This is a genomic window from Gemmobacter caeruleus, assembly GCF_008271655.1.
Taxonomy (GTDB): domain Bacteria; phylum Pseudomonadota; class Alphaproteobacteria; order Rhodobacterales; family Rhodobacteraceae; genus Gemmobacter; species Gemmobacter caeruleus.
In genome coordinates this window covers 168,085-188,957 of sequence record NZ_VKKX01000022.1, presented here as the reverse complement: position 1 = coordinate 188,957, position 20,873 = coordinate 168,085, and the positions used below count along the sequence as shown (strand labels likewise).

Here is a 20,873-nt window from a genome sequence, read left to right as displayed (position 1 = left end):
TGTCGCTGCCGGGGCGGCGGGGCTGCCTGCCCCCGCCGCCAGTCGCGCCGCCCGAGAGTATCCGGGAAAAGCAGACCTCAGCAGTTGGGGACGTTGACCGCCAGCCCGCCCAGAGAGGTTTCCTTGTATTTCTCGTGCATGTCATGGCCGGTCTGGCGCATCGTCTCGATGCAGGCGTCGAGGCTGACCAGATGCACCCCGTCGCCGCGCAGCGCAAGGCTGGCGGCCGAAACCGCCTTGATCGCGCCCAGCCCGTTGCGTTCGATACAGGGCACCTGCACCAGCCCCTTGACCGGATCGCAGGTCATGCCGAGGTGATGTTCCAGCGCGATCTCGGCGGCGTTTTCCACCTGTTCCGGCGTGCCCCCCAGCACGGCGCAAAGCCCGGCGGCCGACATGGCGGCGGCGCTGCCCACCTCGGCCTGGCAGCCGCATTCGGCGCCCGAGATGCTGGCATTATGCTTGCACAGCCCGCCGATCGCGGCGGCGGTCAGCAGGAAATCCCCGATCTGGCTGCGGCTGGCACCCGGCACATGATCTAGCCAGTAGCGGATCGTCGCCGGCAGCACCCCGGCCGCGCCATTGGTGGGCGCGGTCACGACCTGCCCGCCGGCGGCGTTTTCCTCGTTCACCGCCATGGCATAAAGCGACATCCAGTCGTTGATCGTGTGCGGCGCCGTCATGTTCAGCCCGCGTTCGGCCAGCAGCGCCTGATGGATGCCGCGCGCGCGCCGCCGCACCTTGAGCCCGCCGGGCAGGATGCCTTCGCCCGCCATGCCGCGGTCGATGCAGGCCTCCATCACCGCCCAGATCCGGTCAAGCCCGGTTTCCAGATCGGCCTTGCTGCGCACCGCCAGTTCGTTGGCGCGTTTCATCGCCGCGATCGACAGGCCCGAGGCGCGCGCCATGTCGAGCATCTGTGCCGCGCTTTCGAACGGGTAGGGCACCTTGGGGCCCGATGCCGCCTTTTCGCCAGCGGCGAGTTCGGCCGCGGTCAGCACGAAACCGCCGCCGATGGAGTAATAGGTTTCCTCCAGGATCACGTCGCCTTCGGAATCGAGCGCGCGCAGGATCATGCCATTGGCATGGCCGGGCAGGGCGGGGCCGAAATCGAACAGCATGTCGGCCTTGGGATCAAAGCGCAGCGGCCCGAGCCCCGGCGGCGTCACCGTCCGGGTGGCGCTGATCTCGGCCAGCGCGGCCTCGGCCTTTTCGTGGTCATAGCTGGCCGGTTCGAACCCGGCGAGACCGAGGATCGTGGCGCGGTCGGTCGCATGGCCGACGCCGGTAAAGGCCAGGCTGCCATGCAGCGACGCGCGCAGCCCATGGGCATGGAAGGGGCTGGCGCGCAGCCGGTCGAGAAACCGCGCCGCCGCCACCATCGGCCCCATCGTATGCGAGGAGGACGGGCCGATCCCGACCTTGAACATGTCGAAAACCGAAAGAAACATCTGAGACTCCCTGTTCGGCCCGACTATGCCGGGTTTCCGCGCCGAGGGCAGGCGAAATACGACATGGCGCGGCAGGTTTGACCAGCGGCGCATCGGCGGCACCGCCGGTGCGGGGCCGTCAGTCGCGACGGGTGGGCGTGCGCATCGTCACCAGTTCTTCGGACATGGTGGGATGCACGGCGACGGTGCGGTCGAAATCCTCTTTCGTGGCGCCCATCTTCACCGCGATGGCGGCAAGCTGGATCATCTCGCCCGCAGCCGGGCCGACGATGTGGCAGCCCAGCACCTTGCGGCTGGACTGGCTGACCACCAGCTTCATCAGCACCCGATCCTCGCGCCCGGCGAACAGGGTCTGCATCGGGCGAAAACGCGCGGTATAGACCTCGATCGGCTCTTGCGCGCGGGCGGCTTCCTCGGACAGGCCGACCGTGCCGAATTCCGGCTGGGTGAACACGGCCGAGGCGACCAGATCGTGATCGGCCTGCCGGGGCTGGCCCTTGAACACGGTATCGGCAAAGGCATGCCCCTCGCGGATGGCGACGGGGGTCAGGTTGATGCGGTCGGTCACATCGCCCACGGCAAAGATCGACGGGACCGAGGTCTGGCTGTGGTCATCGACCGTGATCTCGCCCCGCGCGCCCAGACGCACGCCCGCTTCCTCCAGCCCCAGACCGTCGCTGTTGGGCACGCGGCCGGTGGCATAAAGCACCAGATCATATTCCGCCTCATGCCCTTCGGCAAAGCTGGCAAGGATGCCGGTTCCGGTCTTGCGCAGGCCGGTGACGATGCTGTGCAGGCGGATGTCGATGCCCGAGGCGCGCATCGCATCGGCGATATGGCTGCGGCATTCGTCGTCAAAGCCGCGCAGGATCTGTTCGCTGCGATAGGATTGGGTGACGTTCACCCCCAACCCGTTCAGGATACAGGCGAATTCCGAGGCGATATAGCCGCCGCCCACCACCAGCACGCGCGAGGGCAGGGCGTCCATCCGAAAGATCTCGTTCGAGGTGACCGCCAGATCCGACCCGGGGAAATGCGGCACGAAGGGGCGGCCGCCGGTCGCGATCAGGATGTGCTTGGCGCGGAAGCGCTGCCCGTCGGCCAGTTCGACCGTATGCGCATCGACCACCCGCGCGCGCTGGTCATGGATGGTCACGCCGGCATTGGTCAGCCCGCCGCGATAGGCGGCCTCCAGCCGGTTCAGTTCCTTGTCGAGCGCGGCGCGGAAATGGCCCCAGTCAAAGCTGCCATCAGCCACCTTCCAGCCATAGGCGCGGGCATCCTCGATCAGGCCGGGATATTCGCTGGCATAGACCATCAGCTTTTTCGGCACGCAGCCGCGAATGACGCAGGTGCCGCCCATGCGGTATTCCTCGGCCAATGCGACGCGGGCCTTGCCCTCTGAGGCGGCGATCCGCGCCGCGCGCACCCCGCCCGAGCCGCCCCCGATGACGAAAAGATCATGGTCAAAGGTCATGCTCGGCTCCTGCGCTGCGCGGTGGTGGGACCGAAGACATGGCGCGGGACGGGCGCGGGCGCAAGCCTTGGCGCCGGAAATGGCCCGAATGTGAAGCGCCGGCGCGCCCGGGCCGGGGTGGTAGCCGCTGCGGGACTCGAACCCGCACGCCCGAAAGCCAGGCATTTTAAGTGCCTTGAGTCTACCATTCCTCCAAGCGGCCCCGATGCGATCCCTAGCAGCCGCCGCGCCCGCCTTCAATCACCTGTGCCCGCCATGGCGCCGGCGCTTGACCTTGGCCCGCGGGCGGCACATTCAGGGGGCAGTTCCCTGATGCGAGTTGACACCATGCCCGCCGCCCAAGCGCCCCTGACCCCCGCCCTGCCGCCCGAGGCGGTGACCCCCGAGCTTGCACAGGCGGTTGCGGTCGAGGGGCTTTTGCACCTGTTCCGCCTGCTTGGGGCCGACGGGGCCTTTGTCTATGCCCATGCCGAGGACGACCCCGCCGCGGTGCTGGAGGGCTATAACATGCTGCGCCATTGCGGCACGTTGTGGTTCATGCTCAGCGCGGTGAACGCGCTGGAACTGCCGCTCCTCAAGACCGAGGCGCGGGCGCTGGCGGCCGGCATCGGCTATGCCGGGCGGCGGATGCAGGCGCCCGACTGGGCGCCGGGCCTGGCGCTGGTGACCAAGGGCAAGGTCAAGCTGGGCGGTGTGGGGCTGGCGCTGCTGATGCTGTCCGAGGCGCGGGAAAGCGCGGGCCTGCCACGGCTGAAACTGCCGCTGGCGCTGGCGCCCTGCATGGAGGCGCTGTCGGAATACGCATTGGCCCAGCAGCGGCCCGGGCCGGATGCCGGCGATTTCCATCACCGGCGGCTGTTCGATGGCGGCCTGGATGACGGCTTTCACAGCGATTACTACACCGGCGAGGCGCTGTTCGGCCTGATCGCCGCCGGCGCCCCCGCCGCCCGCACCGCCCCCGTGGCCGAGGCGCTGATGCGGCGCGGCTACGGGATCGAGGTGCAAAGTCACTGGATGGGCTATGCCGCCTGCGCGGCCTGCGATGCGGGGCTGGTGCCCGACACGCTCGGCCGGGCCTATCTCGCCGATCTCTTGACCGCGATCACCACCGACACCGCCTATCGCGACCGCCGCGAATCCACCCCGATCGCCTGCCGGTCCGAGGCACTGGCGCGGTTTCTCTGGCTCGACCGGCGCCATCCGGGGCGGTTCTTCGATGCAGAGCAGATCGCGCGGATCGACGCGACGCTGCGGATGAACCTTGCGCTGCAACTGCGGTGGTTCCGGCGGGGCCAGTTCCGGCGCGGCGATGCCAGCGACCGGGTGCAGATCGACTTTGTGCAGCACAATGCCATGGCGTTTCTGTCCTACGCCATGCTGCACCGCTGAGGCGCGTCAGCCCAGGCGCGGGATGAAACGCGGCACGCGGCGTGCGTAATCGGCGTAGTCGGGAAAGCTCGCGCGCAAGACCGCCTCCTCATAATCGGCGCGGCGGATTTGCAGCACCAGCCACAGCAGGAACAGCCCCGCCGACCAGATCGACAGATTGCCCAGCATCACGCCCGCCATGGTGATCAGCTCCACCCCATAAAGCGGGTGGCGCACCACGCCATAAGGCCCGGTCGTGACCAGCGCGCGCGAGGTGGCCATGATCGCGAAAGACCGGCCAAGCGCGCGCAGCACATGGATCGACAGCGCGGTGCCCGCCACCACCAGCAACGTGGCGACAAGCCGCAGCGCCGGCGGCGTCTCGGCCACCGGCAGCGCGACCATCGCCATCATGACAAAGGTGCCCAGCACCGCCACCAGCCGCGGCGCAAGGCCGGTCGCCGCATCGCGCACGGGCAGACGGCGCAGGGTGAACAGCAGCACGAACATCACGAACAGCGTCGCCAGCACCTGCGACACCAGCGCCAGCCCCCAGAACGGTATATGGTCGCGCATGAGCCAGAGCTGCGCCAGCCGCAGGATCTGCGTCAGCCAGATCAGCGCGAAGACGGCCAGCATGGCGAACTGGCCCAGGCGGTCTTCAGCCTTCAGGTTCATGGGTCATGTCCTCGGCAGGCGCTCGCGCGGCAGGGGCGGCGCGAAACGGATAGAGCAATTGCTGGTGAAATTGCGGCGGCACCGGATCGTCCACCCCGTACCGGTCGGGGTGCTGGCCGCGCGGCAGGAACATCGTGCCGGCCAGCAGGTCGATGATCGACAGTTGCGCGGCAAAGTTGCGATCATAGGCCTCGCGCCGGTTGGCATGATGCCAATGGTGATATTCCGGCGAGGCGAAGACCCATTTCAGCGGCCCGAAACGCAGCCGGACATTGGAATGGATCAGCATCGCCTGCGCCTGATAGATCAGCGCGAAGATCGCCACCGCCTGCACCGAAAAACCCAGAAAGAAGACGGGCAGCAGCGACAGGCAGTTGGTAAAGGTCTGGTCGATGAAATGCACGCGATAGGTGGCCAGCCAGTCCAGCTGTTCGCTGCTGTGATGCACCGAATGAAACCGCCACAAGAGCGGCACATGATGCGACAGCCGATGCGCGGTGTAATAGCCCAGATCGGCGACCACCGTCACCGCGACCACCTGCACCGCCAGCGGCCAGCGATCGGCGCCGGTCAGGCTTTCGCCCCCCGTGGCCATGCCGAAACCCGCCATGACCCCCGCGATGACCGCCAGCGTCATGAACCGCACGATCCAGCCATTGACCAGCAGATAGACCAGATCGCTGAGCCAGCCCTTGCGCAGGATGGGCTGCCCGCGATGCTGGGGAAAAAGCCGCTCCAGCGGAATGAAGATGCAGGCCAGAATGATCAATGCCGTGTAATTCATGGCCTGAATAATGCCGGGAAAAGGGCCGGTTGCATAGGAATTTCGCCCGGCCTGCCAGAGGGCTTCGCCGCGGCGCGGCGATTGACTCGGGCCGCGCCTGCCGCCACTACTTGTCGCGGAGAGTTTGCAGGGGGATTCATGAGCAAGACCTATCCCGATGCCCGGGCCGCGCTTGAGGGCGTGCTGTTCGATGGCATGACGATTGCGGCAGGGGGCTTTGGCCTCTGCGGCATTCCCGAATTGCTGATCAATGCGATCCGCGACGCCGGCACCAAGGACATCACCATCGCCTCGAACAATTGCGGCGTGGATGATTTCGGCCTTGGGATCCTGCTCAAGACGCGGCAGATCCGCAAGATGATCTCGTCCTATGTCGGCGAGAACGCGGAATTCATGCGCCAGTATCTCTCGGGCGAGCTGGAGCTGGAATTCAACCCGCAGGGCACGCTGGCCGAACGGATGCGCGCGGGCGGCGCGGGCATTCCGGGGTTCTACACCGCGACCGGGGTCGGCACCGTGATCGCCGAGGGCAAGGACCACAAGGACTTCAACGGCCGCACCTATATCCTGGAAACCGGGATCGTGGCCGACCTGTCGATCGTCAAGGCCTGGAAGGCCGATCCGTCGGGCAACCTCGTCTTCCGCAAGACCGCGCGCAATTTCAACGCGCCGGCGGCGACCTGCGGCAAGATCTGCGTGGCCGAGGTCGAGGAAATCGTGCCGCTGGGCAGCCTGGACCCCGATCATATCCACCTGCCGGGCATCTATGTGCATCGCCTGATCCAGGGCCCGCACGAAAAGCGCATCGAACAGCGCACCGTGCGCAAGAAGGAATCCGTCTAATGCCGTGGGATCGCAATCAGATGGCGGCCCGCGCCGCGCAAGAGCTTCAGGATGGCTGGTATGTCAACCTGGGCATCGGCATCCCGACGCTGGTGTCGAACTACATCCCCGAAGGGGTGAACGTCACGCTGCAATCGGAAAACGGCATGCTGGGCATGGGCCCCTTTCCGTTTGAGGGCGAGGAGGATGCCGACCTGATCAATGCCGGCAAGCAGACCATCACCGAACTGCCGCAGACCGCCTATTTCGATTCCGCGCAAAGCTTTGCGATGATCCGTGGCGGCAAGATCGCCATGGCGATCCTCGGCGCGATGGAAGTGTCCGAGGCGGGCGATCTGGCGAACTGGATGATCCCCGGCAAGCTGGTCAAGGGCATGGGCGGCGCGATGGATCTGGTCGCCGGTGTCGGCCGCGTGGTGGTGGTGATGGACCACACCAACAAGGCCGGCGAATCCAAGGTGTTGAAGGCCTGCACCCTGCCCCTGACCGGCAAGGCGGTGGTCAATCGCATCATCTCCAACCTGGGCGTGCTGGATGTGGTGCCGGGCGGGCTGAAGATCGTGGAACTGGCCGATGGCGTGACCGAGGCCGAACTGCGCGCCGCGACCGAGGCGACGCTGGTCAACTGACCCCACGTGCGGGCCGGGATGGACCGGCCCGCACGCAACCGCAGGCAGCGCCTGCGGGATTGACGGCACGCGCCGCCTGTGTCAGCCCTGTCAGGGTCTGGTTCGGAGGGTGTGTGATGCCGGTTTTCCTTGCGCTTCTGGCGGCCGCGGGGGCCGTGGTGTTCTGGATCCTGCGGGCGCGCAATGCCGCGCAGGCCGCGGGTGAACTGGCGGATATGGCGGGCGATGTGCTGTCCGCCGCGCGTCGCTTCGGCTTTCGCCGCCGCCATGACGAACACCCCGTGGACAGCCTTCAGGAACCCGATGTCGCGATTGCCGGGCTTGGCATGGCCTTCATGGAACTGGGCGGCCTGCCGTCGCGCGAACAGCAGGCGGCGCTGCTGGTCAGCCTGCAACACCATCTGGGCCACGATTTCGACCGCGCGCAAGAGGCACAGTTGCTGGGGCGCTGGCTGGTGACCGAATGCGGCGGGCCGCAGCCGGGATTCACGCGCCTGGCGAAGCGGCTGGTCAAGCTGGGCGGCGGGGCGGCCAGCTTTGACCCTTGCATGGCGGTGCTGCGCGATGTGGCGGCGGAATCGACCACCGGCCAGATCACGCCGCAACAGAAAGACGCGCTGGAGGAACTGGCCCGCGCCTTCCGCCTGCGCTGAGCCTTACTGGCAATAGCTCTGGCGGCTGATCCAGTCGCGCATCTCGGCGCGTTTGTCGGCCTTGCGGAACGGCATCCAGTCGCGCCCGATGCCGCGATTGCCGCCGCCCACGGCCATGCCGTCACGCTCCACATGATGCGCGACCATCTCTACCGCGCAGGCGAGATTGGCGCTGCCATCCTTGAGCGCGGCGCTGGAGGTCGCGTCGCAGCCGTAATTGGCGGCCGAACGCGGCGAGATCTGCATGATGCCGATATATTTGCCGCCGCCACCCGCCGCGCGCGGGTTATAGCTGCTTTCATACTTGCCCACGGCCGAGATCAGCCCGGCCCAGAAGGCGCGCCGTTCCATCAGGCTGGCATCTTCGTAACCCGGGCACCAGGTGCCGATATCGGCCGGCACACGCAGCGCCAGCGCATCGTCTTCCTCGGCCACGGCCATCAGGGTATTGGTGGTCCATTCGGCGGCCTGGGGGTGATTGTCCCACCGCATCGGGGGCGGCGTGGTCAGATCCTGCGCCATCTTTCCGGCTTCGGTCGTGCAGCCAGCCAGTACAAGCGCCGCCATCGCGCCCATGATCCCGCCGACGATCCTGCCCGGTTTGCCCTGCATCGCTGCATCCGTAATGGCGACACGCCGCCTTGCGCGCCTCGGGTCTTTTGCCCGGGGGCAGGGCGATCTGGCAAGTTTCGCGTGGTCTCATGCGCGAAAATCCGCCCGCAGCGCCTTGCCGCGCTGCGCGGCGCTGCCTATGAAGGGGGCAAGATTGCAAGGGGAAACCGATGCTCGACCTGACCTATGACGCGCCGAAACCGAAGGTGATTTCCGGGGCGAAACACGACTGGGAACTGGTGATCGGGATGGAGATTCACGCCCAGGTTTCCTCCAACGCCAAGCTGTTCTCGGGCGCCTCGACCGCCGTGGGGGCGGAGCCGAACAGCAATGTCAGCTTTGTCGATTGCGCCATGCCGGGCATGCTGCCGGTCATCAACGAATATTGCGTGGAACAGGCGGTGCGCTCGGGCCTCGGGCTCAAGGCCGCGATCAACCTGCGCTCGGCCTTCGACCGCAAGAATTACTTTTACCCCGACCTGCCGCAGGGCTATCAGATCAGCCAGCTTTACCACCCGATCGTGGGCGAGGGCGAGGTGCTGGTCGAGATGGCACCGGGTGTGGCGCGACTGGTGCGGATCGAACGCATCCATCTGGAACAGGATGCCGGCAAGTCGATTCACGACATGGACCCGAACATGTCCTTCGTCGATTTCAACCGCACCGGCGTCGCCCTGATGGAGATCGTCAGCCGCCCCGACATTCGCGGCCCCGAGGAGGCGGCGGCCTATGTGTCGAAGCTGCGCCAGATCCTGCGCTATCTGGGCACCTGCGACGGCAACATGCAGAACGGCAACCTGCGGGCCGATGTGAACGTCTCGGTCTGCCGACCCGGCCAATATGAGAAGTATCAGGAAACGCAGGATTTTTCGCATCTGGGCACGCGCTGCGAGATCAAGAACATGAACTCGCTCCGCTTCATTCAGGCGGCGATTGATTACGAGGCCCGGCGCCAGATCGCCATTCTGGAGGATGGCGGTTCCATCGTGCAGGAGACCCGGCTTTACGATCCCGACAAAGGCGAAACCCGGTCGATGCGGTCGAAGGAAGAGGCGCATGACTACCGCTATTTCCCTTGCCCGGACCTGCTGCCGCTGGAAATCGAACAGGCCTGGGTCGATGACATCGCCGCGCGCATGCCCGAACTGCCCGACGCCAAGAAGGCGCGCTTCATGGCCGATTTCGGCCTGACCGATTACGACGCCAATGTGCTGACCGCCGAACTGGATTCGGCCGCGTTTTTCGAGGCCGTGGCGCAGGGCCGCGACGGCAAATCGGCGGCGAACTGGGTCATCAACGAACTGTTCGGCCGGCTGAACAAGGAAGGCCACGCCATCGGTGACAGCCCGGTTTCGGCGGCGCAACTGGGCGGCATGCTGGATCTGCTAGCCAAGGGTGAGATCACCTCGAAAATGGCCAAGGATCTGTTTGAAATCCTCTGGACCGAAGGCGGCGATCCGGCCGAGGTGGCGGCGGCCCGCGGCATGAAGGCGGTGACCGATACCGGCGCTATCGAAAAGGCGCTGGACGATCTGATCGCGGCCAACCCGGCCCAGGTGGAAAAGGCCAAGGTCAATGCCAAGTTGGCGGGCTGGTTCACCGGTCAGGTGCTGAAAGCCACGGGCGGCAAGGCCGATCCGGCGGTGGTCAACGCCATGGTGGCGCAAAAGCTCGGCCTGTGATTCGCGCGGCGGCCGGCGCCCCCCGGGCGAAAGGCCGCCGGCCCGACCATCCGGTCGCTTCATTAACCATTCCGAATCGGGCATGCTCCGCCGCGATATCAGGAGTCAGCGATGCAGCTTTACGAATTCAAGGTGATCCCGGCCCCCCGCAAGGGTGAAAAGGCCCGGGGGGTCAAGACGACTGCCGACCGCTTTGCCCATGCGCTGTCGCTGGTGATGAACGAACTGGCGCGCGAGGGGTGGGATTATGTCCGCGCCGATACCATGCCCTGCGACGAGCGCAGCGGCCTGACCGGCAAGACCACCACCTATCAGACCGTGCTGGTGTTCCGTCGCGCGCTGGCGTCGCAGGCGGGGCAAGCCGCGCCGCTGCCGGCACCGGCGCCCGCACAGCCGGCGCCGGCACCACTGGCCGTCGCGACCGACCTGCCGGGCGCCAGCATCGCCCCGCGTCTGGGTGCCGCCCGCGCGGAAGAGGGGCGCAGCCCCACGCTCGGCCCCGCCGGCAAAACCGACAGCACCGAGACCGCCTGAGCGGCGCCTACTCGCCCCGCACGTCGGCCAGCGCCCCGGGCAGGGCGGCGGCAAAGGCGGCCAGCGCGGCCGCGTCGCCGCAGCTGACACGGATGCAACGGTCATGGGGCGCGACAAAGGGCATGCGGATGAACACGCCGCGCGCCACGACGCCCGCCAGCACCTTGCGCGCAAAGGCGCCGTCGCCGCCGCAATCCATCGTCACGAAATTGGTGGCCGAGGGGAGCGGCGCCAGCCCGTTGGCACGGGCGATCTGGGCCAAGGTCTCGCGCGCGGCACCGACGCGGGCCTGCACTTCGGCCAGCCAAGCCTGATCCTGCAAGGCGGCCAGCGCACCGGCCTGCGCTATGCGTCCGATGCCGAAATGATTGCGCACCTTGTTGAAGGCGGCAATCAGCCCCGGCGCCGCGATGGCATAACCCACCCGTAGCCCCGCCATGCCATAGCCCTTGGAAAAGGTGCGAAACCGGATGACGCGCGGGTCATCCGCGTCGATCTGCGGCGCGGTCCCTGCGGGGGCAAGGTCGATATAGGCCTCGTCCAGCACCAGCAGCGTGCCTTCCGGCAGGCGCGGGATCATCGCCTCGATCACCCGGCCCGGGTGATGCGACCCCATGGGATTGTCGGGATTGGCCAGATAGACCAGCTTGGGGCGCAGCCGCTGGGCGGCCGCCAGCAATGCCTCGGGGTCTTCGTGATCGCCGGCATAGGGCACCTTGTGCAAGACCCCGCCAAAGCCCGCGACGTGGAAGTTGAAGGTCGGATAGGCCCCGTCCGAGGTGACGACGGCCTCGCCGGGTTCCACGACAAGGCGCACCAGATAGCCCAGCAGCCCGTCAATCCCTTCGCCAACCACGATGTGATCCGGTGTCACGCCGTGATGCGCGGCCAGCGCGGCGCGCAGGTCGTGATTTTCCGGGTCGCCATACATCCAGACATTCCGCGCGGCATGCTCCATCGCGACGATGGCGCGGGGCGAGGGGCCAAAGACGCTTTCATTCGCGCCCAGACGGGCGGTGAATGGCCTTCCTGACTGCCGTTCGGCAGTTTCGGGCCCGACAAAGGGCACCGAAGCGGGCAGGGAGACGGCAAGCGGGGTGTAGCGCGGCGTCTGGGTCATGGCGGCATATCAGCCGGAAACCGGCCGTCCCGCAAGATCAGCCTTTCAGGAAGGCGCGGCGCGCCTCTTCGGCCATGGCCTGCCGCATTTGCAGATCGGCCAGATGTCGCATGGCGGCCTTGCGCTCTGCCGCGTCTGTCAGGGTCGCGAGATGGGCCTGCTGCGCAAGCACCTGCTTTTTCAGGGTGATTTCTTCGGGAAGGGCGCCGGCCTCGGCCATGATGCGAAAACCTGCCGCCTCGGCCGCCGTCACGAACACATCGCCCGGCCGCTCGGGCAGGGGTTGGCCTTCGCCCTTCAGGCCCGAGAGCTGCCCCTCGGCCCGGGCTTTCAGCATCATGCGTTCCGCGATCCGGTTCAGCCAGGACATGCCCCGATTCTGCACCGGACCGAAAGCGGCGGCAAGGGCTGCGACAAAGGGTTGCACCCGGCGCGGAATGGGGGCGTTATGGCGCTATCGCCGGAACAAGTGTTGCCCCGGGGCCTCGCCGTGATCGAACGCAGACCGACCTTCGCGCCTTTCGCCAACCCGGATTTCCGGCTCTTGTGGATGGCAACGGTGATTTCGCAATTGGGCGGGTTGATCCAGACCGTCGGGGCCGGCTGGCTGATGACCTCGCTCACCACCTCGCATCAGCTGATTGCGCTGGTGCAGACCTCCACCACGCTGCCGATCATGGTTCTGTCGCTGTTCGCCGGCGCGCTGGCCGATAATTTTCCGCGCCGGTCGATCCTGATCTGGTCGCAGGTCTTTCTGCTGCTGGCCTCGGCCGGGCTGGCGGCGCTGGCCTGGTTCGGCACGATGACGCCCTGGACGCTGCTGATCAGCACCTTCCTGATCGGCTGCGGCACGGCGCTTTACAACCCGTCCTGGCAGGCGAGCATGGGCGACATCGTCGCGCGCGAGGATCTGCCCCAGGCGGTGAGCCTGAATTCCATGGGCTTCAACATGATGCGCTCGGTCGGGCCGGCGATCGGCGGGGCCGTGGTGGCGGCCTTTGGGGCGGCAGCGGCCTTTGGCATCAACGCCGTCAGCTACCTGCCGCTGCTGGGCGCCTTGATCCGCTGGCAGCCGGCCTATCCCGAAAGCCGCCTGCCGCGCGAATCGCTGCGCGCGGCGCTGAGTTCGGGGCTGCGCTATGTCGCCATGTCGCCGGGGCTGATCCGGGCCATGCTGCGGGCGGGGCTGTTCGGCTTTGGCGCCTGTGCGGTGCTGGCGCTGCTGCCGCTGGTGGCGCGCGATCTGTTGCAGGGCACCGCGCTGACCTATGGGCTGACGCTGGGCGCCTTTGGCCTGGGCGCGATTGGCGGTGTGGCGATGAACGGGCCGCTGCGCGCGCGGCTGCGCAACGAACATATCGTGCGCGCGGCCTGTCTCAGCTTTGCCGGCGGTCTGGTGCTGCTGGGGCTGAGCCGGTCGCTCTGGCTGACAGCGCCGGCGCTGCTGGTCTGCGGCGCGGGCTGGGTCATGGCGCTGTCGCTGTTCAACGTGACGGTACAGCTTTCGTCGCCCCGCTGGGTGGTGGGGCGGGCGCTGTCCTTCTATCAGACGGCGGTCTTTGGCGGCATGTCGGTCGGTGCCTGGGTCTGGGGCGGGGTGGCGGATATGGGCGGCGTGGCGCTGGCGCTGTTCTGTGCCGCCGGCGCGCTGATCGTCGCGGCGCTGGCGGGGCTGTGGCTGGCGCTGGACGAGCTGGGCGGGATCAGCCTCGATCCGGTGGGGCCGTTCGAGGCCCCGCCCTTGCGGCTGGATCTGCGGGGGCGGTCGGGGCCGATCATGATCATGGTCGATTATCAGATCGACGAGGCGGATGTGCCCGAATTTCTGGAGGTTATGCAGGAGCGTCGCCGCATCCGCCGTCGTGATGGCGCCCGGAACTGGGCCTTGCTGCGCGATCTGGAAGACCCCGATATCTGGGTGGAGAGCTATCATGTGGCCACATGGGTCGAATATATCCGCCATGTGGAGCGGCGCACCCAAGCCGATGGCGCCAATCTGGAGCGCCTGCTGGCACTGCATCGCGGCGAAGGCCGGCCGCGCGTGCATCGCATGATCGAGCGTCACAGCGTGCCGGCGCCGGGGGAAATGGCGCTGAAGGCGCCGCCGGAACTGCCCTGAACCGGAAAAGGGAAGGGGGGCTGTCTGCCCCCCTCTGGGCCTGTCGGCCCATTCACCCCCCGAGGATATTTGGAAACAGATGAGGGATCAGCCGATTTCCGCCAGACGCGCTACGGCTGCGGCGATCTTGCCGGCCTCGTCGGTCCGGGCCTCCAGGTTGGCGCGGGCCTCGTCCACCACCCCGTCCTTGGCGGAGGCGATGAATTTCGGGTTGTCGAGCCGGGACTTGAGGCCGGAGATTTCCTTTTCCAGTTTCTCCAGCGTCTTGGAGAGCCGCGCCTTTTCGGCGGCGATGTCGATGATGCCGTCCAGCGGGATCGCGAAGCTCGCGCCCTCGGCCGCGATGGAAAGCGCGCCTTTCGGGGCGGCGGGCGCGTCGGTCAGGCTTTCGATCCGGGCAAGCCGCTGGATCAGCGCCTCGTTCCGGGTCCAGGCGGCGCGGGCGGGGGCATCCATGGCAAGCGCCAGCATGTCGAGTTTCAGGCCCACCGGCACATGCATCTGGGCGCGGGCCGAGCGGATCTCGTCAATGAGGCCGGTGACCCAGGTCATTTCGCGATCGGCCTCGGCGTCGATCAGGTCGGGGCTATAGGTCGGCCAGTCGGCATGGGCGATGAAGCCCGCGCGTTTGCCGGTGGTGGCCCAGAGGTCTTCGGTGATGAAGGGCATGAACGGGTGCAGCAGGATCATGCATTGATCCAGCACCCAGCCCATCGTGGCGCGGGTTTCCGCCGCCTGATCGCCGTCGAACAGCGGTTTGGCGAATTCGACATACCAGTCGCAGACATTGCCCCAGACAAAGCCATAGAGCGCCTGCGCCGCGTAATCGAAGCGGAAATCGTTGAGGGCGGCGTTCACCTCGGCCAGGGCCTTGGCGGTTTCGCCGATGATCCATTTATTCGCGGTGGCCGTGGCCTGCGGCGGCGCGGCTTGGGTCGCGTGCCCGTCCCAGACGCCGTTCATCTCGGCAAAGCGGCAGGCATTCCACAGCTTGGTGCCGAAGTTGCGATAGCCCGCGATCCGCTGGGTATCGAGCTTCAGCACGCCGCCCAGCGAGGCCATGGCCGCATTGGCAAAGCGCAGCGCGTCGGCGCCGTATTCGTCGATGATTTCCAGCGGGTCGATGACGTTGCCCAGCGACTTCGACATCTTCTTGCCCTTGGCGTCGCGCACGAGGCCATGCAGATAGACGGTGTGGAAGGGGATATCCTCCACCACTGCCAGTTGCATCATCATCATGCGGGCGACCCAGAAGAACAGGATGTCCTGGCCGGTGACCAGAACGCTGGTCGGGAAGTATTTGGCCAGTTCCGGTGTTTGTTCCGGCCAGCCCAGCGTGCCGATGGGCCACAGGCCGGAGGAGAACCAGGTGTCGAGGACGTCGGCATCGCGCCAGACCGGGTAAACCAGATGCGTCGGATCTTGCGTCAGGTTGTAATCTGCCAACGCACGGGCCAGCGCCTCCACCGCCGCCTCGCGGGTCTCCACCTCGATCACGCGAGCGTGGTTCAGCGGCACGGGCAGGGGGGCGAGGTCATCCATGAAGCGCGCAGCCACGGTCTGAAGATCATGGGCGCAGTGATAGACCGGTTCGGCATGGTTGAAGCCGCCATCGGCCAGCAGGCGGAACAGCTCCACCTCGTCCAGCGCATTGTCGCCTTCATCGTCGCGGAACCCGGCCGGCCAGACATCCAGCCCATACCACACCGGGATCTGATGCCCCCACCACAACTGGCGGGAAATACACCAAGGCTCGATATTCTCCAGCCAGTGATAATAGGTCTTTTCGCCGCTTTCCGGGATGATCTTCACGCGGCCAGTGCGCACCGCCTCCAGCGCGGGTTCCACGATCTTGGCGGTATCGACGAACCACTGGTCGGTCAGCATCGGCTCGATCACGACCTTGGAGCGATCCCCGAAGGGCTGCATGATCGGCTTGTTCTCGACCACCGGCTCCAGCCGCAGATGTTCCGACCCGGTTTCGGGGTCGGTTTCCTTGATCATCACGGTGACGGCCAGGCCGATGGCGTTGATATCGGCGATCACGGCCTTGCGGGCCTCGAACCGGTCCATGCCGCGATATTTCGTCGGCACCAGGTTCAGGCTGTCCACCTCGGTCTCGGTGGTGGGCGACCCGGCGGCGATCTCGCGGGCGCGCGCCACGGCGACCTCATAGGGCGCGCCGTCTTCGCGCATCCGGCCGCGGGTATCCATCAGGCGATAGCAGGGCAGGCCGCCGCGCTTGGCCACCTGATAATCGTTGAAATCATGCGCGCCGGTGATCTTTACCGCGCCCGAGCCGAAATTCGGATCGGGGTATTCATCGGCGATGATCGGGATCAGACGGTCACAGAGCGGCAGTTTCACCATCTTGCCGACGATGGGCGCGTAACGCGCATCCGAGGGATGCACCGCCACCGCGCCATCGCCCAGCATGGTTTCCGGCCGCGTGGTGGCGATGGAGATGTAGTTCCGCTTTTCGCGGAAGGTCACCGTGCCGTCTTCGTCTTTCTCGACATAGTCATAGGTCTCGCCGCCGGCGAGTTCGTACTTGAAATGCCACATATGGCCGGGCACCTCGATATTCTCGACCTCCAGGTCGGAAATCGCGGTCTCGAAATGCGGATCCCAGTTCACGAGGCGTTTGCCGCGATAGATCAGGCCCTTGTTATACATCTCCACAAAGACCTTGATGACGGCATCGTGGAAATTGCCATCCTCGCCCGCGGGCGCGCCGGGGGCGCCGGACATGGTAAAGGCCTCGCGGTCCCAGTCGCACGAGGCGCCGAGGCGCTGCAACTGGCCGATGATCGTGCCGCGCGACTTGACCTTTTGCTGCCAGACCCGTTCCAGGAACTTTTCGCGCCCCATCTGCGTGCGGGTCGGTTCCTGTTGCAGCGCCATTTCGCGTTCGGTCACCATCTGGGTGGCGATACCGGCATGGTCGGTGCCGGGCTGCCAGAGCGTGTCATCGCCCTGCATGCGGTGCCAGCGCACCAGAATATCCTGCAACGTGTTGTTGAAGGCATGGCCCATATGCAGGCTGCCGGTCACGTTGGGCGGGGGGATCATGACGGAAAAGGCCGGGCGTCCCGGCTTGGCATGGGCGCCGGCGCGGCCCGCCTTGCCCTCGATCCACTGGCGCGAGATACGGGCCTCGGCCTCGGCGGCGTTGAAGGTCTTTTCCATCGGCATGAGCGTTCCCCTTTCGTCGGCCAAGGCTTTAGCGAAAAGCCGCCGAAAGGGGAAGGGGCGCGGGGGGGGCTTACGCCCCGCCGACCAGCGCGAACCAGACGCCGCGCGGGTCTTTCGCCTGACAGACAAAGGCGCCGCCCGGCACCTCCATCGGGCCCATCTCCACGCTGCCGCCGCCCGCCGCGATCTGCGCCATCGCGGCCTTGATCGAGGGCACGCCGAAATAGGGCAGCCAGTTCGGCGGCACCTCGGGCGCGGGCAGGCCCATCATGCCGCCGATATCGCGGCCCTGCCAGCCGATCAGGTGGTAATTGCCCATCTCGCCCATCGGCATGACGGTCGAAGGCGTCCAGCCCAGAAGGGCGCCGTAAAAGCCCATGGCGGCGACGGGATCGGCCACCATCAGTTCGTGCCAGTTGCCATGGCCGGATTTCATCTGGTCGAAGGCCTGGCTCATCTGCCCGCCCAGCGGTTGCAACAGGCAGAAGGTGGCGCCCAGCGGATCGGCCACCACGGCAAAGCGCCCGACATTCGGGATGTCGGCCGGCTCCATGCAGATCGTGCCGCCCAGATCCGGCACACGGGCGCAGGTGGCATCCACGTCCTCGACCGCGAAATAGATCACCCAATATTCGCCCATCCCCTCCATCGGGGCATAAAGGCCGGACACCATCGCCTCGCCAGCGCAGCCCAATGTGTAGGTAAAGCCCTGCATCCCGGAATCGCGGAAGGTCCAGCCCAGAATGGGGCCATAGAACGCCTGGCTGGCGGCGGTATCCGCAGTCGTCAGTTCATACCAGCAGGGCGAGCCGTGATAGGTCATTTCGTCACCTCTTGAACAAGAATTGGGGTAAAACCACCGTAAATCATGCGTTTGCCATCAAAGGGCATGTCCATTTCCGGGCCCATCTCCGTCGAGGCCATCATGGAGGCATGGGCGGCGTCGCGGGTCGCCTTGTCGGGCCAGGTCAACCAGCAGAACACCACTGTCTCATCCGGCCTGGCCTCGACCGCGCGCAGGAAATCGGTCTGCTTGCCGGCGGGCACGTCATCGCCCCAGCCCACCACCAGCGACAGAGCGCCACGGTCGCGGAAGAACGGCCACCACTTTGCCTCATGGTCGCGATAGACATCGCGATTGACTGTCAGAACCGGAATGACAAAGCCGTCGATATACTGCATCTGCGCCTGCTGTCTGGGCTTGAGATTCAAGGCTGACCTGTTAGGTTACAAAAAGCAACCAAAAGTTAGAAATAATGACCAAGGCCCGCCGGAGCTATGAAGAAGGCTGTCTCGCCGCGCATGCGCTCGATCTGATCGGGGATCGCTGGGCGCTTTTGGTGGTGCGGGAACTGATCCTGGGGCCGCGCCGCTTTGGCGCGCTGCGCGAGGGGCTTCCGGGGATCAGCGCGAATGTGCTGACACAGCGTCTGGCCGAACTGGAGGCGGCGGGCCTGCTCACGCGCGAGATGATGCCCGAACCCGCGCGGGTGCAGCTTTACCGCCTGACCCCGGCGGGCGAGGGGCTTTGGCCGGTGCTGCGGGCCTTGTGCCAATGGGGCGTGCGCCAGCCGGGCCATGACCCGCGCCTATTCATCAGCCCGACCGCGCTGATGCTGTCGATGCGGGCGCTGTGCGCACGGGCAGAGGCGGGGGCGTTTCGTGTCGCGATGACGATCGGCGAGGATGCCTTTTCCATTCGCACCGCCCCCGGCCGTTTCCGGGTGGAGCGCGGCATGGCCGAAGCCCCGCTGACCTTTCGCGCCGCGAATGCCAATCTGATGGCGGCGGTGGTCTATGGGCCGCAGCCGCTTGAGGTCGCGGCGCGGGGGATGATCGGCTTTGACGGTGACATCGCGCAGGGGCAGGCCTTCCTGAACCTGTTTTCCCTGCGCTGATCGGTCAGACAGCGCGGTCGAATTTGGTGGAAAGGTGGATCAGGCTTTCGGAACTGACCACCCCGGTCAGCGCCCCGATCTGGTCCAGCACCTGATCCAGCACCTGCGTCGAGGGTGCCGCCACCTGCAACAGCAGGTCATAGCGCCCCGAGGTGGTGAACACCTTCTCGATCTCGCCAATGGCCTTGAGCCGGGTCAGGATCGCGGCCTGCGCGCGCGGCTCGATCGTCAGCAGGACCGAGGCGCGCAGCCGTCCCTGCCGGGCCGCTTCGCCCAGCTTGAGCGTATAGCCCGCGATCACGCCGCTGGTCTCCAGCCGCTCCAGCCGGGCCTGCACGGTGGACCGCGCGACCTTCATCCGCCGGGCCAGCGTGGCCACCGACATGCGGGCATCGGCGCTCAGCAGCCCGATGATGTTGCGATCCATCTCATCCATGCAATTTGCCCGGTTTTTTCGTCATTCTGTCATCCATACACTAAGGTTTTGTAGTTTTCATCGGTTAAGTTTGGCCCCATATGCGCATTCCACGTTTTCAGGAAAAGGGCGGCTCATACGCACCTGGCCTGGTTGTAATGACCGCGCAGGTGCTGGCTCCCGGTGGGAACCGGGCAATGGCCGCTTGCGTTCTGTTGGCAGAAAGGACACGCCGATGGGACTCTCCAAAACGATCTGGTCCAACCCCACCGAATTCATCCGCAATGTGCGGCCTGAAAACCCGGTGATCTTCTTTTCGCCCACCGTGTTGCAAGCGACCGCGCGTCGCTTCATCGACGGTTTTCCGGGCATGGTGACCTACGCGGTCAAGACCAATCCGTCGGAAGTGGTGATTGAAAACCTGTCGGCGGCCGGCATTCGCGGCTTTGACGTGGCCTCGCCCAACGAGATCCGGCTGATCCGCCGGCTCGCCCCCGATGCGGCGCTGCATTACAACAACCCCGTCCGGTCGCGCGCGGAAATCGCGCAGGCGGTGGAGCTGGGCGTGAAAAGCTGGTCGGTGGACAGCGCGTCGGAGCTGGAAAAGCTGATCGAGCTGGTGCCGAACGACGCCTGCGAGATCTCGGTCCGCTTCAAGCTGCCGGTGGCGGGCGCGGCCTATAATTTCGGCGCCAAATTCGGCGCGACGGTCGAACTGGCGGCGCAATTGCTGAAACGGGCGGCCGAGGCGGGCTTCATCCCCTCGCTGACCTTCCACCCCGGCACGCAGTGCACCGACCCCCACGCCTGGGAGGCCTATATCCGCTCTGCCGCCGAAATCGGCGCCGAGGCGGGCGTGACTGTGGCGCGGCTGAACGTGGGCGGCGGTTTCCCGAATCACCGGCTGCAAGCCGTGGTGCCGCAGATCGAGGAAATCTTTGAGCTGATCGACCGTGTCGCGACCGAGGCCTTTGGCGACCAGCGCCCGATGCTGGTCTGCGAGCCGGGCCGCGGCCTGTGCGGCGATGCCTTCACCCATATCGCCAAGGTCAAGGCAGTGCGAGATGGCGCGCATGTCTTCCTCAATGACGGGGTCTATGGCGCGCTGGCGGAACTGCCGCTGGTGGGCATCATCGACCGGATCGAGGTCGTCGATGGCGAGGGCAAGCGTCGCGCGGGCGAGCTGGTCTCGCGCATCGTCTTTGGCCCGACCTGCGATTCGGTGGACCGGATCCCGGGCGAGCTGATGCTGGCCGAGGATATCGCCGAGGGCGATTATCTGGTGATTCACGGCATGGGCGCCTATTCGATCGCCACCAATACCCGCTTCAACGGCTTTGGCGAGCTGACCATCGCCACGGTCCTGTCGCTCAAGGTCTGATCGGCCAGTCAAATTTCTGACATTGCGAACGCCC

At 66.2% G+C, this 20,873-nt stretch carries 20 protein-coding genes and 1 tRNA gene; 9 read left to right on the top strand and 12 right to left on the bottom strand.

Features of this window, described 5'->3' with window-relative positions; translation table 11 throughout:
• Positions 1 to 77: 77 nt before the first annotated feature.
• From FOA17_RS07855 to FOA17_RS07845, 3 genes are all read right to left on the bottom strand, one after another.
• Positions 78 to 1,451 carry an L-serine ammonia-lyase gene (locus FOA17_RS07855; protein ID WP_149140919.1) on the bottom strand — a complete coding sequence of 458 codons (1,374 nt, stop codon included), beginning with the start codon at positions 1,449 to 1,451 and terminating at the stop codon, positions 78 to 80.
• A 118-nt stretch (positions 1,452 to 1,569) separates the two neighbouring features.
• A complete protein-coding gene (gene gor, locus FOA17_RS07850) occupies positions 1,570 to 2,928 on the bottom strand; it encodes a glutathione-disulfide reductase (protein WP_149140918.1) in 1,359 nt (452 codons plus the stop codon).
• Positions 2,929 to 3,046: 118 nt separating this feature from the next.
• A tRNA-Leu gene (locus FOA17_RS07845) sits at positions 3,047 to 3,130 on the bottom strand.
• 110 nt (positions 3,131 to 3,240) lie between these two features.
• Here FOA17_RS07845 and FOA17_RS07840 point away from each other — a divergent pair.
• Positions 3,241 to 4,317: a hypothetical protein gene (locus tag FOA17_RS07840; RefSeq protein ID WP_162528197.1), complete on the top strand. Its 1,077-nt coding sequence runs from the start codon at positions 3,241 to 3,243 to the stop codon at positions 4,315 to 4,317.
• Between the two features lie 6 nt (positions 4,318 to 4,323).
• On the opposite strand, the gene FOA17_RS07835 is transcribed toward FOA17_RS07840, so the two are convergent.
• The gene (locus tag FOA17_RS07835) at positions 4,324 to 4,974 is read right to left on the bottom strand and encodes a methyltransferase family protein (RefSeq protein ID WP_149140916.1); all 651 of its coding nucleotides are present in this window, start codon (positions 4,972 to 4,974) and stop codon (positions 4,324 to 4,326) included.
• Positions 4,958 to 5,758, bottom strand: a complete 801-nt coding sequence (locus FOA17_RS07830) for a sterol desaturase family protein (protein ID WP_149140915.1) — start codon at positions 5,756 to 5,758, stop codon at positions 4,958 to 4,960. Before FOA17_RS07830 ends, FOA17_RS07835 begins: the two co-directional genes overlap by 17 nt.
• 138 nt (positions 5,759 to 5,896) lie before the next feature.
• On the opposite strand from FOA17_RS07830, the gene FOA17_RS07825 reads away from it, so the two are divergent.
• From FOA17_RS07825 to FOA17_RS07815, 3 genes are all read left to right on the top strand, one after another.
• Positions 5,897 to 6,601, top strand: a complete 705-nt coding sequence (locus FOA17_RS07825; RefSeq protein WP_149140914.1) for a CoA transferase subunit A — start codon at positions 5,897 to 5,899, stop codon at positions 6,599 to 6,601.
• Positions 6,601 to 7,230, top strand: a complete 630-nt coding sequence (locus FOA17_RS07820) for a 3-oxoacid CoA-transferase subunit B (protein ID WP_149140913.1) — start codon at positions 6,601 to 6,603, stop codon at positions 7,228 to 7,230. Before FOA17_RS07825 ends, FOA17_RS07820 begins: the two co-directional genes overlap by 1 nt.
• A 116-nt stretch (positions 7,231 to 7,346) precedes the next feature.
• Positions 7,347 to 7,883, top strand: coding sequence for a hypothetical protein (locus tag FOA17_RS07815; protein WP_149140912.1), 537 nt, complete (start codon positions 7,347 to 7,349; stop codon positions 7,881 to 7,883).
• 3 nt (positions 7,884 to 7,886) lie between these two features.
• Here the strand turns inward: FOA17_RS07815 and FOA17_RS07810 are convergent, their stop codons facing one another.
• Positions 7,887 to 8,495 (bottom strand): transglycosylase SLT domain-containing protein, encoded by a 609-nt coding sequence (locus FOA17_RS07810; RefSeq protein ID WP_162528196.1) that lies wholly within the window; start codon positions 8,493 to 8,495, stop codon positions 7,887 to 7,889.
• A 170-nt stretch (positions 8,496 to 8,665) separates the two neighbouring features.
• On the opposite strand from FOA17_RS07810, the gene gatB reads away from it, so the two are divergent.
• Together gatB and FOA17_RS07800 are read left to right on the top strand one after the other, a co-directional pair.
• A complete protein-coding gene (gene gatB, locus FOA17_RS07805) occupies positions 8,666 to 10,177 on the top strand; it encodes an Asp-tRNA(Asn)/Glu-tRNA(Gln) amidotransferase subunit GatB (RefSeq protein WP_149140911.1) in 1,512 nt (503 codons plus the stop codon).
• Between the two features lie 111 nt (positions 10,178 to 10,288).
• Positions 10,289 to 10,711 carry a DUF4177 domain-containing protein gene (locus FOA17_RS07800; RefSeq protein WP_149140910.1) on the top strand — a complete coding sequence of 141 codons (423 nt, stop codon included), beginning with the start codon at positions 10,289 to 10,291 and terminating at the stop codon, positions 10,709 to 10,711.
• Positions 10,712 to 10,718: 7 nt separating this feature from the next.
• Here the strand turns inward: FOA17_RS07800 and FOA17_RS07795 are convergent, their stop codons facing one another.
• Together FOA17_RS07795 and FOA17_RS07790 are read right to left on the bottom strand one after the other, a co-directional pair.
• Complete coding sequence (locus FOA17_RS07795) at positions 10,719 to 11,831, bottom strand: pyridoxal phosphate-dependent aminotransferase (protein ID WP_149140909.1); 1,113 nt, start codon at positions 11,829 to 11,831, stop codon at positions 10,719 to 10,721.
• 37 nt (positions 11,832 to 11,868) lie between these two features.
• Complete coding sequence (locus FOA17_RS07790) at positions 11,869 to 12,201, bottom strand: DnaJ family domain-containing protein (RefSeq protein ID WP_149140908.1); 333 nt, start codon at positions 12,199 to 12,201, stop codon at positions 11,869 to 11,871.
• Positions 12,202 to 12,321: 120 nt separating this feature from the next.
• Between FOA17_RS07790 and FOA17_RS07785 the strand changes: the two genes are divergently transcribed.
• Positions 12,322 to 13,950 carry an MFS transporter gene (locus tag FOA17_RS07785; RefSeq protein WP_275259793.1) on the top strand — a complete coding sequence of 543 codons (1,629 nt, stop codon included), beginning with the start codon at positions 12,322 to 12,324 and terminating at the stop codon, positions 13,948 to 13,950.
• A gap of 87 nt (positions 13,951 to 14,037) precedes the next feature.
• Here the strand turns inward: FOA17_RS07785 and FOA17_RS07780 are convergent, their stop codons facing one another.
• The 3 genes from FOA17_RS07780 to FOA17_RS07770 all read right to left on the bottom strand — a co-directional run bounded on the left by FOA17_RS07780 (position 14,038) and on the right by FOA17_RS07770 (position 18,327).
• Positions 14,038 to 17,145 (bottom strand): valine--tRNA ligase, encoded by a 3,108-nt coding sequence (locus tag FOA17_RS07780; protein WP_149140906.1) that lies wholly within the window; start codon positions 17,143 to 17,145, stop codon positions 14,038 to 14,040.
• Positions 17,146 to 17,215: 70 nt separating this feature from the next.
• Positions 17,216 to 17,968, bottom strand: a complete 753-nt coding sequence (locus FOA17_RS07775) for a VOC family protein (protein ID WP_149140905.1) — start codon at positions 17,966 to 17,968, stop codon at positions 17,216 to 17,218.
• Positions 17,965 to 18,327 carry a DUF1428 domain-containing protein gene (locus FOA17_RS07770; protein WP_149140904.1) on the bottom strand — a complete coding sequence of 121 codons (363 nt, stop codon included), beginning with the start codon at positions 18,325 to 18,327 and terminating at the stop codon, positions 17,965 to 17,967. Before FOA17_RS07770 ends, FOA17_RS07775 begins: the two co-directional genes overlap by 4 nt.
• A 74-nt stretch (positions 18,328 to 18,401) precedes the next feature.
• On the opposite strand from FOA17_RS07770, the gene FOA17_RS07765 reads away from it, so the two are divergent.
• Positions 18,402 to 19,043: a winged helix-turn-helix transcriptional regulator gene (locus FOA17_RS07765; RefSeq protein WP_149140903.1), complete on the top strand. Its 642-nt coding sequence runs from the start codon at positions 18,402 to 18,404 to the stop codon at positions 19,041 to 19,043.
• A 4-nt stretch (positions 19,044 to 19,047) separates the two neighbouring features.
• On the opposite strand, the gene FOA17_RS07760 is transcribed toward FOA17_RS07765, so the two are convergent.
• Complete coding sequence (locus FOA17_RS07760) at positions 19,048 to 19,479, bottom strand: Lrp/AsnC family transcriptional regulator (protein WP_149140902.1); 432 nt, start codon at positions 19,477 to 19,479, stop codon at positions 19,048 to 19,050.
• 214 nt (positions 19,480 to 19,693) lie between these two features.
• Between FOA17_RS07760 and FOA17_RS07755 the strand changes: the two genes are divergently transcribed.
• Entirely contained in the window at positions 19,694 to 20,839 is a 1,146-nt protein-coding gene (locus tag FOA17_RS07755; RefSeq protein ID WP_149140901.1) for a type III PLP-dependent enzyme, read from the top strand.
• The last annotated feature ends 34 nt before the right edge of the window (positions 20,840 to 20,873 follow it).